The 16,974-nt window shown below is 49.3% G+C and carries 14 protein-coding genes; 10 read left to right on the top strand and 4 right to left on the bottom strand.

Annotated features, from left to right (window positions below; translation table 11 throughout):
• Positions 1-572: 572 nt before the first annotated feature.
• Entirely contained in the window at positions 573-1,253 is a 681-nt protein-coding gene (locus tag FHW71_RS18350; RefSeq protein WP_179452295.1) for a hypothetical protein, read from the bottom strand.
• Between the two features lie 392 nt (positions 1,254-1,645).
• On the opposite strand from FHW71_RS18350, the gene FHW71_RS18345 reads away from it, so the two are divergent.
• Entirely contained in the window at positions 1,646-2,608 is a 963-nt protein-coding gene (locus FHW71_RS18345; protein ID WP_008102148.1) for an NAD(P)-dependent oxidoreductase, read from the top strand.
• Between the two features lie 76 nt (positions 2,609-2,684).
• Here the strand turns inward: FHW71_RS18345 and FHW71_RS18340 are convergent, their stop codons facing one another.
• Complete coding sequence (locus FHW71_RS18340) at positions 2,685-3,617, bottom strand: LysR family transcriptional regulator (protein ID WP_202948695.1); 933 nt, start codon at positions 3,615-3,617, stop codon at positions 2,685-2,687.
• Between the two features lie 496 nt (positions 3,618-4,113).
• On the opposite strand from FHW71_RS18340, the gene FHW71_RS18335 reads away from it, so the two are divergent.
• From FHW71_RS18335 to FHW71_RS18310, 6 genes are all read left to right on the top strand, one after another.
• Positions 4,114-4,542, top strand: a complete 429-nt coding sequence (locus FHW71_RS18335) for a DUF6130 family protein (protein WP_085982345.1) — start codon at positions 4,114-4,116, stop codon at positions 4,540-4,542.
• A 19-nt stretch (positions 4,543-4,561) separates the two neighbouring features.
• Positions 4,562-5,554: an alpha/beta hydrolase gene (locus FHW71_RS18330; RefSeq protein ID WP_008102154.1), complete on the top strand. Its 993-nt coding sequence runs from the start codon at positions 4,562-4,564 to the stop codon at positions 5,552-5,554.
• 71 nt (positions 5,555-5,625) lie between these two features.
• Positions 5,626-6,366, top strand: coding sequence for a response regulator (locus tag FHW71_RS18325; RefSeq protein ID WP_008102157.1), 741 nt, complete (start codon positions 5,626-5,628; stop codon positions 6,364-6,366).
• Positions 6,363-7,670 carry an ATP-binding protein gene (locus FHW71_RS18320; RefSeq protein WP_008102159.1) on the top strand — a complete coding sequence of 436 codons (1,308 nt, stop codon included), beginning with the start codon at positions 6,363-6,365 and terminating at the stop codon, positions 7,668-7,670. The genes FHW71_RS18325 and FHW71_RS18320 overlap by 4 nt, the downstream gene beginning before the upstream one ends.
• Positions 7,671-7,806: 136 nt before the next feature.
• Positions 7,807-8,559 carry an alpha/beta hydrolase gene (locus FHW71_RS18315; protein WP_008102160.1) on the top strand — a complete coding sequence of 251 codons (753 nt, stop codon included), beginning with the start codon at positions 7,807-7,809 and terminating at the stop codon, positions 8,557-8,559.
• A gap of 10 nt (positions 8,560-8,569) precedes the next feature.
• The gene (locus FHW71_RS18310) at positions 8,570-9,760 is read left to right on the top strand and encodes a cytochrome c biogenesis protein/redoxin (protein WP_008102162.1); all 1,191 of its coding nucleotides are present in this window, start codon (positions 8,570-8,572) and stop codon (positions 9,758-9,760) included.
• A 111-nt stretch (positions 9,761-9,871) separates the two neighbouring features.
• Here the strand turns inward: FHW71_RS18310 and FHW71_RS18305 are convergent, their stop codons facing one another.
• Positions 9,872-11,290, bottom strand: a complete 1,419-nt coding sequence (locus FHW71_RS18305) for an aldehyde dehydrogenase family protein (RefSeq protein WP_008102164.1) — start codon at positions 11,288-11,290, stop codon at positions 9,872-9,874.
• A gap of 104 nt (positions 11,291-11,394) precedes the next feature.
• Between FHW71_RS18305 and FHW71_RS18300 the strand changes: the two genes are divergently transcribed.
• Positions 11,395-12,291 carry a LysR family transcriptional regulator gene (locus FHW71_RS18300; RefSeq protein ID WP_008102166.1) on the top strand — a complete coding sequence of 299 codons (897 nt, stop codon included), beginning with the start codon at positions 11,395-11,397 and terminating at the stop codon, positions 12,289-12,291.
• Positions 12,292-12,841: 550 nt separating this feature from the next.
• On the opposite strand, the gene FHW71_RS18295 is transcribed toward FHW71_RS18300, so the two are convergent.
• The gene (locus FHW71_RS18295) at positions 12,842-13,576 is read right to left on the bottom strand and encodes an HNH endonuclease signature motif containing protein (RefSeq protein ID WP_008102168.1); all 735 of its coding nucleotides are present in this window, start codon (positions 13,574-13,576) and stop codon (positions 12,842-12,844) included.
• 1,055 nt (positions 13,577-14,631) lie between these two features.
• Here FHW71_RS18295 and FHW71_RS18290 point away from each other — a divergent pair.
• Together FHW71_RS18290 and FHW71_RS18285 are read left to right on the top strand one after the other, a co-directional pair.
• Positions 14,632-15,453, top strand: a complete 822-nt coding sequence (locus FHW71_RS18290) for a hypothetical protein (protein ID WP_008102173.1) — start codon at positions 14,632-14,634, stop codon at positions 15,451-15,453.
• A gap of 88 nt (positions 15,454-15,541) precedes the next feature.
• Entirely contained in the window at positions 15,542-16,864 is a 1,323-nt protein-coding gene (locus FHW71_RS18285; protein ID WP_157179233.1) for a trypsin-like serine protease, read from the top strand.
• The last annotated feature ends 110 nt before the right edge of the window (positions 16,865-16,974 follow it).

The raw sequence follows: 16,974 nt of genomic DNA, 5'->3' as shown, positions 1-16,974 counted from the left end.
CGGCGGGTTTGGCTGTTGAGTAGCGCTGGACTGTGGCTGAGCTGTGGACACCGGGATGCAGAATGACGTCAGTAAAAACGTTGATGCGATCATGGCACAGATGTTTTTGGTATGCATAAGACTTCCTTGTTTACGCTAATCGGTATGAGAGTATCAGGCACCGCGCCCGGTCGCGAGTTGTGAATGCATTTGTATAATGGTCAGTCACCGACGGTAAGGTCCGCTTTTCGCTCATAACGGACCTTAACCGGATTGACCGTAACGTTGTAAGCCAGAAACTGACACCGATCAAAAAATGATAATCTAACTATTGTTTAGCTTGTGAATCCTCTTGATATTCATAGGCCTATCCCATAAACCAGATATGAGAGCTTCCCCTCTTAACATCTGAAGGATAGATATCATGGGTCTTAAACCTGGTCCAAAACCAATAGCTAAATCGACAGGAAAGCCTGATCAACGTCGACGTGATAACAAAGACACTCCCGGAAATACCCCAGGATTAAAACCGAGTAAATCAACTGGGAAATAATAATCTGGGATGGAGGTAAAAATATCCCCCTCCTATTCCATCATGGATGAACACACCCGCACTTTAAAACCTCCCCACTTACACCGCTCTTCACTAAGCCACGACATTCACTCTTCCCCAAAAAATTCTTAATCGCCTCCTCAATAACCCGCACACTCAACGCCTCAGAATCAACAATCATCCGTAACCCATGCCCATATGCGAACCCCGGCAGAAACTGATACCCACAAACAACCTTCGGCGGTTCATCATGTGCTATTTCCCGCTCACGCTTTTCGATAAACTGCCACAGCGTCAGCCCTCTAAAAATCGCATAGGTCTGTTTTTTTCGGTGTACAAGGGTATGGCTGATGATTTTGCCTGTGCTGTTTACGTTAGGTGTTGTTTCGTATCGCGCCTCTTCTTCTTGTTCGTGCTGACTAAGCATTGCCCAAGCTTCATTGAATGCCAGGTCGTGCACCGCATCCTGAAACGCCAGTTTGGCTGTGATGATTTCAGCGTTCCAGAGGTCGGCAGGATCGCAGCCAACAAAATAGATGTAACTCCATGCCCAAATGTGGTCGGGTTTATCTTCGAAGTGCTGGATATCGCAATCATCATGAAACACCCCGCCGCAGCGATGACGTTCACGATAAATACGGTTTTTGAGCTCGAGGACTTTTTTGCGACGCTGACGACGAGAAAGAGAAATGAAGGGTCGATGTTTGTTGAAAGAAGACATGTAAATTCCTGAACCGGCAACGCTAATGCGGCTGGAAGTAGTCCAGCCGCACAGCCTAACAAAAGCCGAGGCTAAGAAATAGTCGTTGTTGAGAGAACATATAATAGTTCGCCACCACAATTACACCCTTCGTCCGCATGCGATGCGACAGAGTTGCTACTGATCACCGCGAACTGCGCGTCCCTTGCTGCAGCCTCGTACTCGCATACAGCACTTTTGTGCCAAAGCAGACGCTTACAGTCTCAACCTTTTTTTAATTCATTGGGAACAGGTCGAATATGCAAGTTCATTCTGGTGAATACAGAGCCCCAGTCTGTTGAAAAACATTCAACAATGAATGTGCTGTAATCATGCTGTGAAGAACTTAAATGACAATAACAGTGAGAACCAGCATGTCTACACCAAAAAGAACCGTATTTGTTACTGGAGCAAACGGCTACATCGGCAACGCAATCGCCAAGGCATTTAACCGAGCAGGTTGGAAAACATATGGTCTTATCAGAAATGAAAAAGATGCACCCGACCTCGCCTTAAATGAAATACATCCAGTGATTGGTTCCCCTGCCGATCTAACGTTTCTGAAACAAACAGAGGGCGTGGTGTTCGATGTAATCATTTCCAATACCGAAGACTGGAGCGACATGAGCGGACACCTGAAACAGATCAAAACCATGATCGAAAAGATTGCTGAAATGAGCCACTCTGCCGGTGTCCGCTCCCTGGTCATGTTCACTAGTGGCTGTAAAGATTATGGAATGATGGATAAAAAGCATGGCGATGAGGGTCTGGCACCTCACACAGAAAGTAGCCCGATGAATACCCCCGCACAGCTGCTGCCTCGCGAACAATACGGTACTTACCTGCTTGAGCAAAAGAATGCCATTTATGATGCAGTCGTTCTTCGTCCCACCATTGTTTACGGCCACTCTTCCAGCCATTACGGCCCTTTATTTGAACTTGCATCCCAAAGTGAAAAAACGCTGAAGTTGATTGCCGATCCGAATGCCATCATGCACTCGTTACACGTTGATGACTGCGCTCAGGCTTACGTCATGCTAGCAGAGTATTCAGACCGTCGAAAAATCGCTCAACAAGCCTACAACATCTCAAATCAGCATTACGAAACCGCGCAACAGATTGGTGAGGCGCTTGCTGCATCCTATGGTCTTGAACTCGAATTTGAAGCACCGATAGAGGAAATTGATATCACTACCGTTCATGGTTTGGCTAATTTCTGGCAATGGGTAGGTTCAGATAAGATCCGTCAGGATGTGGGTTGGCAAGAAACAAAAACTACTTTCATTGACGGTATTAATGAATATCGTCTGGCATATGAAGCCCGTCAAATGCCATAAATCATTAAGTGGATAGACCAGGAAATTAATGTTAATGAAGATTGCGTAAAAGGATTATACGCAATCCCAACTGACTTTATATTTTCGCCTCAACAAGACTATCAATAAACAGCCTCACCTTTGGTGACATAAACTTTCTTGTTGGATAAAGCACCAAAACAGGCATCCATTCAGGTTCTGACTCCTCTAAAATCCTGACAAGTCTGCCGTCTTCAACAGCTTTTCTGAGGAGGAATTCGGGCAACTGAGCAATACCGAATCCGGCAACTGCGGCATCCCTAAGCGCTTCACCAGCATCAAATCTGACTCTGCAGGAAGTTTCCATTTGTATTTCCTCCCCCCTATCGTTTCTTAGTTGCCATGGGAGCAGTTTACCGTGTTGTGAGAAGTGGATCCCCTGGTGCTGTTTTATCTCTGCCAAGGTTCTGGGTATACCATTTTCTTCAAGGTACGATGGCGATGCACAGAGACTCAAACGCTGGCGTGCAATCACTCTGGAGACAAGATCTTCATTGATATTGTATCCCCCTAACCGTACTGCGAGGTCGAATCCGTCAGCGATTAAATCAATCGTACGATCGCTGAAACTGACCTCAGCATCCACCCTGGGCCAGCGATGAAGATACTTTGAGAGTACCGGCATGACCTCACTTCTGCCAAAAGCGGAAGGAAGCGTCATGCGTAATATACCCCTGGGCTCGTTTCGCCTTGAGGACATATCTTCAAGGGAATCTTCCAGGTATTCTATGGTTTTAGCGCACCGTTCAAGCAGTATACGACCTTCATCGGTCAGCACGATGGTTCGCGTTGTTCGCTGGAAAAGTCGGGTGTCTGTGCTCTGTTCGAGCCGGGCAATAGCCTTAGCAACAGCAGAACGCGTTAATTTGAGTCTGACCGCTGCTGCAGAAAAACTTCCAAGCTCAGCCGCTGCGATAAAAATTCTCAAGACATTCAGGTCAGTCATCGTTAAAAAACGCCTCACTATTGTTGAGTACCATTCTTCAATCATAACTTTTACCCACAATTGTGGATAATAAGTTCTACAGTATTGACCCGACGTGTTGACGATAATCAGCCAGCCACTTCTAACAGGAAGGGAAGTTTTTAGGCGAGGAGAGTCTGACTGGTATTCTGGTTTTATTTAGTGCCCGTAGATAAACCAGCCCACATGAACGCTTATGGTACTTTCTGCATTTAACTCTGCTGACATGGCGAAGAACTTCCGCCAAGTGCCAACAGAAAATTTTCCTATCATAAACATAGATTTGGTTAAAAAATAGTACCGCAATACTCGCAAACTAAGCCCTGATCATTCTTATAACCTGGCTAAGTGGCTTTATATTATTTTTGTATCGCAGTGTATCAACCTGCTGGACACATACACCCCGTTGCACAACCCGCAATTTTGAACATATCACCTGTACATTGCCGTGTTCTTCTTTACGCATCAAATAACTGCGTGGAGATATCCGATGTTAACCCGATTACTGATTTCATCATTGCTGATGGGCGCTTCGGCGACCTGTGCCTGGGCCGACAGGCTTGGCGACCTGAGCGCCAACGATGTTTTGGGGCCGGCTGCCGTCGCGCCGCTGGAAAACCCTCAGCCTCCGGCAAAATTGATTGTTGACGCGCCACTCGCTGGTCCGCTGCGCAAAGGGGCGGTTTTCATTCAGTACCGGGCAGAGAATCTGCGCATCGAGCCAGTATTTGGTCCCGATGCGCTGAAAATCACCCCGCGCATTGGGCATATTCACGTGATCGTTGATGACAATCCGTGGCACTGGGCAGATACGAGCGGTGAGCCCGTCATTCTGGTCGGGCTGCCCGCCGGAAAGCACAAGGTGACCCTTATTCTTGCCGATCCAACCCATAAACCACTCGACAGCAAAACCGTCACTTTCATCGTCCCCTTACAAGCCGGGCATCACTGACAGATTAAGGAACACTGCTATGAACTCATTAATTCGCAAGTCACTGCTTGCCGCACTGGCTATAAGCGTCGGAAGCTCAGCCTTCGCTGCCTCGTCAGAAACCAACTATGCCGCCGCATTCAGCCAAATTCATCAGGTAAAAGCCGGCGTGCTCAATGTGGGTTATGCAGATATTGGCCCACGCGATGGGCAAACAATTATTTTGCTGCACGGCTGGCCCTATGACATCCAGAGTTATGCCTCCGTGGCGCCGAAGCTGGCAGCCAGGGGCTATAGGGTTATCGTACCCTGGCTTCGTGGCTACGGCAGCACGCGCTTTTTGTCAGACAGCACCCCGCGCAACGGCCAGCCTTCGGCAATGGCTGCTGATGTGGTGGCGCTGATGGATGAGCTCAACATCAGACAGGCTGTTTTTGGCGGATTTGACTGGGGCGCACGAACGGCTGATATCGTCGCCGCACTGTGGCCAGAGCGGGTGAAATCACTTGTATCCGTCAGCGGCTACCTGATCAGTAGCCAGGAGCTGGGCAAAAAACCTCTGCCGCCGAAGGCGGAACTACAGTGGTGGTATCAATTCTATTTTGCCACCGAGCGGGGCCAGCAGGGCTATGCGCAAAACACGCATGATTTTGCCCGCCTGATTTGGCAGCAGGCTTCACCAGGCTGGAAATTCAGCGAGACGACCTTTAATCAGTCCGCTAAAGCGCTGGACAATCCAGATCAGGTTGCCATCACAATCAGCAATTATCGCTGGCGTATGGGTCTGGAAAAAGGCGAGCAAAAGTATGATGCTTATGAGAAAAAGCTGGCGACTCTGCCGGTAATTACTGTGCCAACGATTACCATCGAGGGCGATAATAACGGCGCGCCTCACCCCGCACCTGAAGCATACCGGGCAAAGTTCAGCGGAAAATATGAACACCGGACCTTCACCGGTAATATCGGACACAATCCACCGGCTGAAGATCCGGAGGACTTTGTCAAAGCGATCACGGATGCCGCAGCCATGTAACGGCGTCTTTATTCACGGGACCGGTTCTCACCAGCCGGTCTGTTTGCGTATATCGCAAGAAGGAGAATGCTTTGGAGCACACCGATCACATTCTGGTCGTCGACGATGACCGCGATATACGCGTTCTGGTCACCACTTACCTCGAAAAGTCCGGCTATCGCGCAACCGGTGCCGCTAACGGGCGTGAAATGCGCGCTGTGTTGACGTCGCAGCATATCGATTTAGTCGTGCTGGATATCATGATGCCCGGAGACGACGGCCTGACGCTGTGCCGCCAGTTACGCAGCGACACTCAGCGTAATCTGCCGGTGCTGATGCTGACCGCGCGCAGCGAGGACACCGATCGGATTCTCGGACTTGAGATGGGCGCGGATGACTATCTTGTTAAACCTTTTGTGGCGCGCGAACTACTGGCGCGTATTAAAGCGATCCTGCGGCGCACCCGGGCGCTGCCGCCAAATTTACAGATTACAGAAGCCGGACGCCTTATTGCCTTTGGCGAGTGGCAACTTGATACCTCTTCGCGCCATCTGATTGACAGCAGTGGCGTCATCGTGGCACTGAGCGGTGCCGAGTACCGCCTGCTACGCGTATTTCTTGACCATCCCCATCGCGTGCTCAACCGCGATCAGCTTCTCAATCTGACCCAGGGACGCGATGCCGAGCTCTTCGAACGTTCTATCGATCTGCTTGTCAGCCGACTGCGTCAGCGGCTGCGTGAGGATGCGCGCGAGCCGGCTTATATCAAAACAGTGCGCAGTGAAGGTTATGTGCTGGCCGCGCCGGTAGTAATAAAAGAGGCGTATGAATGAAGCTGTGGCCGCGATCGCTGCTGTCGCGCCTGCTGATTATTGTCCTTGGCGGACTGCTGCTGGCTAATACCTCCACGCTAATCAGCCTGATGATAGAACGCATGAGTAGTGCCAAAACCGTCATGCTGGGTAACCTTGAATATGATGTTGCGACCAGCGTGGCCATTCTGGATCGATTACCCGCAGCGGAGCGACCTCTGTGGCTGGCGAAGCTGGCACGCGCTAATTACCGATACGAGCTGTCGCCAGGCGAACCAGGCCCCTATCCCACCAGCTGGCGATCACTCGGCGCGGTACGCTCCTTGCAGGAGACACTTGCCGGACGTTACCAGATGAGCATCCACGCCATTCCAGGCACGCGCGAGCATATTCAGGTACATTTGACGCTGCATGATGGCGCACCGCTGACGCTCGACCTCTGGCCACGCATGCCTGCCATTGCACGCTGGCTGCCGCTGGTGCTGACAGGTCAGCTGCTGCTGCTACTTTTCTGCGCCTGGCTGGCTGTACGGCAGGTCGTGCGGCCTTTTGTGCGCTTCACGCAGGCAGTCAATGCGCTGAAGCCGACCGGCAGTACTCAGATGATGGCAGAGAGCGGGCCGGCGGAAGTGCAGCAAGCGGCACGCGCATTTAATGCCATGCAGACGCGAATTCAGGATCACCTTAAAGAGCGCGCGCAGATTCTTGCAGCAATTTCTCACGACCTGCAAACCCCCATCACCCGCATGAAGCTGCGCGTGGAAATGGCAGAACAGCTGGAACTGCGCGAAAAGTTGCTAAGCGATCTCGATAATATGAGCCAGCTGGTGCGCGAAGGTATCGCTTATGCGCGCTCTTCTGATGTACGGGAGGAGAAACGCCAGAAAGTCAGCCTGAATGCGTTTCTCGACAGCGTTGCCTGCGACTATCAGGATGTAGGAAAAATGGTTTCCTTTGTGCCCTGCAGTGGGCAGGACACCTTTGCCGTCCGGCCGCAGGCGTTGCACCGTGTCATGACCAACCTTATTGATAATGCCCTCAAATTCGGCAGCGAAGCGGAGATTCAGCTATGCGCCCCCCACGAGGAGAGCATCACCATTCACGTTCTGGATAACGGGCCTGGCATACCCGACGATGAACTGAAAGCGGTGCTGGAGCCTTTTTACCGCGTGGAAAGTTCGCGCAACCGTCACACCGGCGGAACCGGACTCGGGCTGGCAATTGCCAGCCAGCTGGTCGGCCAGATGTCCGGCACGCTAAATCTGAGCAATCGTCCAGAGGGTGGGCTTGACGCGTGCGTCACGCTGCGACAAACCGATTTGTAGCCTTTTGTATCCCACGGGCGGTTACACATACAATCCGACAAAACCGGTATTAGCGGAAACAGGCTGAACACATGCGGTGGGTTTAATGAAGGTACTGCCAGCAGGCAGATATTCATCCACCTTTGTGAAGTTTCCTATGAAAGCAATTGTCAGGTTTTTCTCTGTGGGCCTGCTGGCCCTCTCTGGCGCTCAGTTGGCATACGCCAGCGAACTCCACTCTGTCGTGCTTGTGCACGGCGCCTTTGCTGACGGTAGCAGCTGGGATCGCGTGATTCCGAAGCTTCAGGCCAAAAACTACGAGGTAATTGCCGTACAGCTGCCGCTGACGTCCCTGCAGGATGACATTGCCGCCACGCAGCGCGCAATAGCATGGGCCAAAGGCGATGTTGTGCTGGCTGGACATTCCTGGGGCGGCACCGTTATTACCGAAGCGGGCAACGATAAAAAGGTTAAAGCGCTGGTCTATGTCGCTGCTTTCGCGCCGGACAAGGGCCAGACGACCGCAGATCTCGCCGGCACTTATCCGGCTCCTCCGGGTAGCGCGAGTCTGGCAAAATCCGCTGATGGCTTTCTCTATCTGCCGCCAAAGGCGCTGGCCCATGATTTTGCGCCGGATGTGCCTCCCGCGCAGCAAAAGCTTATGTCGGTCACCCAGGGGCCGATCCGAGCCGCCGCATTTGGTGACAAGGTGACGCAGGCGGCCTGGTCGCAGAAGCCGAGCTGGTATCTGGTCAGCACGCAGGACCGGATGATCAATCCCGCTCTGGAACGCGCCATGGCGCACAAAATCCATGCGCATACGCGAGAGGTGACATCCAGCCACGTCTCAATGGTAAGCCATCCGGACGACGTGGCGCGCATCATCACTGCTGCCGTACAGGCTAAGTAAGGAGCTGACTATGTCACTGTTTATTGCTTTTCTGGCCGGCATGCTGACGCTGCTTAGTCCCTGCACCCTGCCGGTGATTCCGTTTGTGTTCGCCAGCGTGCGCGGTCGTAAAGGCCAGCTGCTGGCGCTGCTGAGCGGTATGGTCATTATGTTCACTGCTGTGGCGTTGCTGGCGGGAGTAGCCAGCCAGTGGGTCACCCGCGTAACCGCAACCGGACGCTGGGTTGCTCTGCTGTTTCTGACCCTGACAGCGCTGACGCTGCTTTCTTCACGCATAGCGCAGTTCATTACCCGACCATTTGTCGCGTTGGGTAACAACCTCAACAGCGCCAGCAACCGCAGCAGCGGCCTGTTCGCGGCCCTGCTGGCAGGTCTGGCAACCGGCCTGCTCTGGTCGCCATGTGCCGGACCGGTACTTGGTGCCATACTCAGTCTGGCCGTTGTGGCAAAAAATCCGGTATCGATTAGTCTGCTGCTTGCCGCCTACGGCAGCGGCGCAGCCGTCATGCTGGGGCTGATCTGGTTAGCCGGACGCAGTTTGGTCACGCGGCTTCGCCCCGGACTGGCCTTTACAGCACGTCTGCGTCAGGGAGCTGGCATTCTGATGTTGGCATCAGTCGCGCTGATCGGCAGTGGTTCCGTGAGCCTGCTGCAAAGCGCGCCAGCCTTTGCACAGAATCTTGAGCAGAAGATGAGTCATTGGATGACCAAACCGGAAACAATGGTTCGCCTGGAACCCGTGACGCTGCCGCAAACCAGCAGTGCTCTGCCCTCTCTGGATGGGGGAACTGCGTGGCTGAACGGCTCGCCGCTCACGCCTGAAAAACTGAGAGGCAAAGTGGTGCTGGTGGATTTCTGGACCTATGACTGCATCAACTGCCAGCACACGTTGCCGCATGTCCGCGACTGGGCGAACAAATATCAGGCACAGGGACTGGTGGTGATTGGCGTGCATACGCCAGAGTATCCTTGGGAGCGCAATGAGAAAGCCGTGAGTCGTGCTATCAGGCAGTGGCAGTTGCCATATCCCGTGGTGGCAGATAATGATTATGCTATCTGGAATCGCTTTGGTAACCAGTACTGGCCTGCGCACTATCTTTTCGATGCGCATGGTCAGCTGCGCTATACCAGCTTTGGCGAAGGAAACTACGCAGAGCAGGAGAAGGTTATTGAACAACTGCTGAAAGATGCCCGGGCATAGAGAGAGTGAAACCTCAGGCCTCCACGTTCTAAATGATCGGCGCTATGACAAAGGTCGCCATGAACGGCGACCTGTTTTCCATTGATTATAAAGATTTTTCTTTTTAAGCTGTTACGCCAGCGTCACGGCACGAGGTTCTAGAAAAGCGGTAATCCCCCACTGCCCCATTTCGCGGCCGATGCCCGAGTTCCGGAAGCCACCAAATGGCGCACGCGGCTCATGCGCCAGCGTATTAATCATGACGCGTCCGGCAAGTATCTGCTCGCCCACTTGCCGAGCATGACCCACATCCTGCCCAATCACCAGCGCTGAAAGACCGTAGTCAGTGTCATTAGCAATAGCAATCGCTTCCGCTTCATCCTGGTAAGCAATAATGGACAGCACCGGACCAAAAATCTCGTCACGGGCAATTTGCATATTGTTGGTCACATCGCTGAACAGCGTGGGTTTAACATACCAGCCATCGTGCAGACCTTCAGGACGTCCGGTGCCGCCTGCCAGCAGGCGCGCGCCCTCTTGTTCTCCCAGCGTGATATAGCGCTGCACGCGCTGCCATTGTTTCTCATTCACCATTGGACCAATAGAGGTGTCAGACTCAGCCGGATCGCCGGATCGATGTTTACTGACCGCTGCCGTCAGCGCCTGTTCAAACTCTGCTTTACGCTGCGCCGGTACAAGGATCCGCGTTCCGGCAATACAGGCCTGACCACTATTAATAAATCCGGCCTGAACGGCCAATTCAGCAGCAGTGGCCGCATCTGCATCCGGCAGGATGAGCGTAGGTGACTTTCCGCCCAGTTCCAGCGTGACGCGCTTGAAGGTTTCAGCCGCACTGCGCAGGATGGCCTTACCGCTGGCGGTTGAGCCGGTGAAAGAGATTTTCGCCACGTCTGGGCTGGTGCTGATAGCTTGCCCTGCCGTGTCTCCGCGACCGGTGACAATATTGAACACGCCGTCAGGCAGACCAGCCCGATGCAGCGCCCGGGCTAACACATCCGTCTGCAGGACGCTAAATTCGCTGGGCTTGATCACGGTGGTGCAGCCTGCCGCTACAGCCGTGGCCAGCTTGTGACAGATAAAACCAGCATTGCTGTTCCAGGGAGTGATCAATCCTGCCACGCCCAGCGGCAGCATCTGAACGGTGGCACGCCCCGCCTGCTGCGTAAACGGATATTTCTTTAATTCTTCGATGACATGTCGAATCACCTGTGCAGGGTAACTAGCCATCCATTGCGAGCGCGATGATGGGGCGCCATACTCGAGCAAAATTGCCTCGTGCAGCTCAGCCTCTGCCGCTTTCACAGACGCGTACATCTGTTCGAGCAGGGTGATTCGATCCGCTACATGGGTTTCGGCAAACGCTGGAAAGGCGGCATGAGCAGCGCATATGGCGCGTTCCGCGTCGCAGCTATTTGCGAGGCGAGCTTTCCCGATTACGCTGCCGTCGGCGGGATTGATAATATCGATCCATTCATTGCCATCAGGCGTGACGAAATTGCCGTTGATATAGATATGTTCGATGATGTGCACGGTTGAGCTCCTGAAAGGTTTGCGTTCAGGAAAAGTAACATGTCCCTCTGGTGGCGATAATCCGCCTTCCCCTGCAAGGGGTATTGCGTAAAACGGAATAATTCATGAGCCGTACAGGTATCACCGAACTGGAAATAGTGCTGTCTGTGGCGCGTCGCGGCACCTTCAAAGCGGCGGCCAGTGAACTTGAGATATCCCCTTCAGCTGTAACCAATGCCGTGGCAGGTTTGGAAAGAAAGCTGGGGGTACGCTTGTTTAACCGCACCACCCGCAGCGTGGCGCTTACTGAGCCGGGACGGCGCTATTTAGAACGAATAGCCCCGGCGCTGGAAATAATCCGCATTGCGGCAGACGAAATCAGCAGTGAAGCCAGTGATCCAGCGGGAGTACTGCGCCTTAACGTACCACCGGATAGTGGCTTGCTATGGTACGACGAGATACTGCTGCCATTTTTGCAGCGCTATCCGCGTATCCGCGCAGATATTTACAGTCAGAAAGAGCAGGTCGATATTGTCGCCGAGGGCTTCGACGCCGGCGTCCGGCTGACAGAAGATGTACCTGTCGATATGGTTGCGATCAAACTGACCCAGGCATTACGCATGATTGTGGTAGCCGCGCCGGATTACCTTGCGCAAACGCCATTGCCACTCACTCCTGATGCACTCAGTCAGCATCAGCTCCTGTGCATGCGCATGTCTGACGGCAGCATTTATCGCTGGGAGCTTATCTCCGGCGAGCACCGATACGTCTTGCAGGGCGAGCCGCGCTTCGCCGTCAGCGATGCAGCCTCTTTGCATAGCGCTGCACTCGCTGGCTTAGGCATTGCTTGTGTTGCAGAACGACACGTTGCTGAAGATGTGCGAGCGGGCAGACTGATACATCTGTTGCCTGAGTGGCAGGTGAATCTTGGGGAGTTATGCCTTTACTATCCCGGTCACCGACTTGTGCCACCAGCAATCAAGGCACTGACAGAGTTCGTTTGCAGACTTAGCAACGCTTAAACGGCGCCGCTGCGATCTTGGAGAGGCCATATATGAAATCTCAAAGCCGATAGAGTTAATAATTTATTGTTAGGGATAACTCATAAAATAAACAGCCTTTGATTCAATCATCTCTAATCATTATATCTTATCAAACCTCGGGAGTTGAATGATGCGTTTATATTTATGCTATTTAATCACCCCCTAACGATTAGATAATGAACATCTAAATTTATTCAAATATTATTTTTTAGAATTCCCCCCAGCATAACTTTAAACATTACCAGCGAAACGGCACCCAATGCAAAAACTTAAGAAAAAAATACTGTCTCACCCATTTTCACTACGACAAAACCTTTATCCTGCCCACCTGGATCCAGGTCTTCTTTGTGCCAAAAGCGGACGTTGCTGAAATTGTAGTTGTATATCCGATAATATTTTCAGATGCCACTTTTTTTCATAATAGTTTGTGCTCCAAAAATCATATAAAAGAACCAAAGCTGAAAATGACTACGCCTACCATTTAATGCGACGTCCAACAGTGCAAGAAAGACGCATTGGATCTGCTCGGTTAGAACGTAACCTTAATAAGTGGCTTACGAAGCGGCTTCCCTTCGAGATGAGCATAGCGTGGATCGGTTTTTGCTTCATCGGAGAGTCTGACCCAGCCCGTCTCAATTTGCATATGGCCTTTATCAAGAAGCTTGTGTAAATCTGCGGCAAGGCAGACGCCATTTTCTACTCTTGAAGAACCCCCACTCGCGTAGCTGATAATATGTGCCGCTTCAAGCGCGAGCCGTGTACCTGAAATCGCGCATTGATTTTCCCAGTTGGTCAGAACTGCGCACCTGAATCGTCCCTGAACTTGCCTAACTTCAGCTCGGGTATATTTTTTATGACCGGAATAATGAGGTACGTCGAGCTTTTCCCGCTCAAGTTCACTCTTGTACTCAAGCCAAATCTCGCCATCATCCATTTCGTCAAGTTCATCGTCCGTCCAGCCAGCGCTTTGCAGTTTCTTACGTGCAGCTGCGTAATCACTCACGGATTTATCAGAGAGATCCTTACGTCGCTCAAGCACAACGGTATATTTTCCTCTCTGGACGGGGAGTGTTCGATCGCCAATTTGCATCGACTCACCGCCTGAATTTGCGATTAAGTTCGCTCTCCAGGCGGCATGAAAGATGCGTTCACCTACGTGTTTGTTCGCTGCACCTGCACTGCTGAATCGCTCACCATCAACGTAAAACCAGTATCTTCTTTTACGCATCCTGTCGGCTTGTTCTGGTGTGTATCGCCGCGTCATAATGGTCTTCCTGAATAGTTAAAAGTTGGTATTGAGCTCACTATCTGGTCTAAATTTTTAGGGCAATGAACTGCCAATCAGTGAAGTATTTCGCAATACTACATCATCGAATAAACGTCCGCTCCTCGCTCATAGCTACTGGTCATAGCTGCTCAAAAACCAAGCTTAACGTAGGATTTTTTCCGTTTTCCAAGCGGGCCCCAGAAAGGCAAAGAAAATTGGGGCAAAGCCCCCCTATAGTTACGCAAATGATTCAACTAACGATAACTGAAACAATTGTTCGTATGAGACAATTTCCGCAAGAACATCTTCAGGTAGATCATCACGAGAATCTGGTACTACTCTCCAAGCCTCATATCTCATGTCCCATTGATGCGTAGACGCGTCCCAGTCGGCCAAAATGCGGTGATCCCAGTCAACAATGGCGTAGTAATACTCTTCTTCACCCTCAACACCTACCTAGAAGCGGGTAATCCAGAGTCGAGGATGTCCTACGACATGTAAAAAGCTGACTACATCTAAAGCTTTTTTGATGCTATTTTTTTGATTTTTCATAGTTCAATATCCATATTATTTTACATATTCACATCTAACTCCAGTCGGATGTGAGACACTTTACGTCGACAAGGACTGAGAACAATAAAGCTCTTTATCCTTATCTTCTTCAAGATGACCACAGCTAGAATAGAACAACAAAACTCTACGTTTCATTTGTTTAAAACAATTCAAGCATGGGGGGGATCTGCTTCCCATTAAACTCACTGCCAAAAGCGGACGTTGATGGCCAACTTAATGTGTTTCATCGCCTTGTATGAAAACGGCGATGGTCTGGCGATCAGTAAAATTCGATCACTTCACCGAAATGCCAATAAACATCTGATTAAGAAAATATTTAATTATTTATGCATCGATTTCTCGGTGGGTAAAATAGTGAAGGAAGCCTCAAAATCACAAAAAAGATCACATACCTTGATAAAGCTTCTACTCTTATCAAAAGAGTAAGTGACTACTATTCAATCAAGCCTCTCACTTAATGATTTCAGTTGAGGTCATTTATGCGTAACAATCAGATTTTCTTGAATATTTTTTTTAGTTTGAGTTTAGTTCCCACATGCCCTGTGCTAGCTGATGGGTTTGATGCATTCAATGCGCAACTAAAAAGCGTCACTTTTAATGATGTTATCAATGCAAAAAAATATAAAGAGCCAGAGGCAGGTAGAATATTTAAAGTAGAAACAATGGGTAAACTGACTGGCCCAAGATCTGACTTAAAAATATCAACCGAAGCTAAGAAACTTATTATTTATTTCGAAGTCACTGGGAAGAGTAATTATGATAAAAAACTCCAAAACCCAACCTGGCCGGGTGGAGCATCAGGTGCAACTGTAGGTTTCGGGTATGACATAGGATATAGCAGTGAAAAATCTATATATGACGCCTGGATTAATTACATTCCAGAGGAAACAATAAAAGGGCTTATGGCATGCGCAGGAAAAAAAGGGGAAGATGGAAGGCTATGCACTAATAAAATAAAAAAATTAACTATTAATTGGGATTCAGCCAGTAAACAATTTGAATACTACCTCCCATTTTTAATAGCTCAAACAAAATCAACATTTAAAAACTTTGAGTTACTGCCACCATCCGCTCGTGGCGCGTTAGCATCGCTAGTATATAATAGAGGTGCGGATACCAGCAACACACAGAGACGCAAAGAGATGTATAATATAGCTATTTTAATGAGCAAGAAGGAGTATTCAAAAATACCAGAGCAAATAGAGTCAATGAAAAAATTATGGCCCGAAACTAAAGGGCTATTAATAAGGAGGGAGCTCGAGGCTGAGTTATTTAGAATTGGAATAAAAAATAATGAATAGGATATTTATTGTATTTTTTATTCTGACTTCATCATTTAATCTCTTTCAAACATCAGCATCTTTCGCCACGCCAGGCAATGCATTTGTAATGAATGAAGGCTTTAGGCTTGAAAAGCTTAAAGATTTTGGCAGGGATAATAACTTTATAAAAGAGACTCCAGAAGAGTTGTTTGACTCATCTAGACTTAACAGTCCTTCAGGGAAATGGGGAGGGGGCTGTCCAACCTGCATTCCTTCAAACCCTGAGAAAGCATTAAATACCATGTTCAATAAAATAGAACCAAAAGATATTCCGGTATGCACTGCTTATCTCAGGGCCTTAATGATCGGCAAGCCAATGATAAATAAAGGAAAGGAGTGCGAACCCATATTGAAAGTAACATTAAGTAGTAAAGGTACATTAGATTCTCCATTAAAAAACAAAACTCACTTATGTAGTACTGCTGTTGACGCATTAAGAATTCCGAGAAAGTTTACAGGTGATACTTATTCATCCGGAAACTTTCTGAATTCATTTCAAAGTTTATGCATATCAAACTCCAAACAAAATGATAAGTCCATGGCGGCAAAATGTATAGAAACATATAACGACTATGTAAGTAGTTGCTTATCAGCATCAATTAAAGTGGTCGACCATCGAATAGTTGATAGAATAGGACTATTTTTATTTGCTAATGGTGATTCCAAGAGCACTCCAGCATGCACGGGGACAATAATAGATAAAAACTTAGTAATCACAGCCAGACATTGCTTTATGGCCCATAATTACAATGAAGATGGCAAATTACAATCAGGAAACAAATATCTTAAATTTGTTCCAAACATTCATTTACTATCAGGAGAAGATGCTGACAAATACGATGGAGAACTTTCAGGAGAGCTAACCCCAGACGGCATAAAGACCATAGAACTAATACATGAACAACCCTCATTAGGAGATGATGTCATAGTCGTTGTGTTGAAAAACCCAGTAATACTAGAAAACCCAGAATTGAAAGTTAAAATTGCCGAACACATTGACGCACAGACATATCTTACGATAATTGGATACCAGGATTTAGCAACAAGAAACGATTTGCTACATGGAATAATCAACAAAGAAGAAAAACCATATTATTACTTTAAAAACATAATGATGGACAACTCACTCTTATGTTTCAAAGGTGCAGATGAAGTTGGAGGATTTCAACATTACTGTCAAACAATGTCAGGGATGAGTGGAGCACCATTGTTCATAGGAAATTTAGAGGATGTCTCTTCAGTGGGATTTATAACTATTGCTGGTGTTTTATCTGGGGGTAATGATACTTCAGATGTTGATGTAGAAGAACAAGGTGCACCTAACAAAGCAGCTATGGTTAATGAACAGTTGCTAGATGCACTATATATGAACTCTAGAATAATGCCTTAGGCTTCCCCCACAAACACGCTCACCAATGAGATCATGTAATGCCCTGAACAGGTAAAAATCAAGAATTTCTGTCAGGTACGTCCTGACCTGCTCCCCGCCGATTCATACAT

The sequence above is a fragment of the Enterobacter sp. Sphag1F genome (assembly GCF_014193275.1).
GTDB classification, from domain to species: Bacteria; Pseudomonadota; Gammaproteobacteria; order Enterobacterales; family Enterobacteriaceae; genus Pantoea; species Pantoea symbiotica.
The sequence above is the reverse complement of the archived record's forward strand: the minus strand, read 5'-3'. Positions and strand labels throughout refer to the sequence as shown.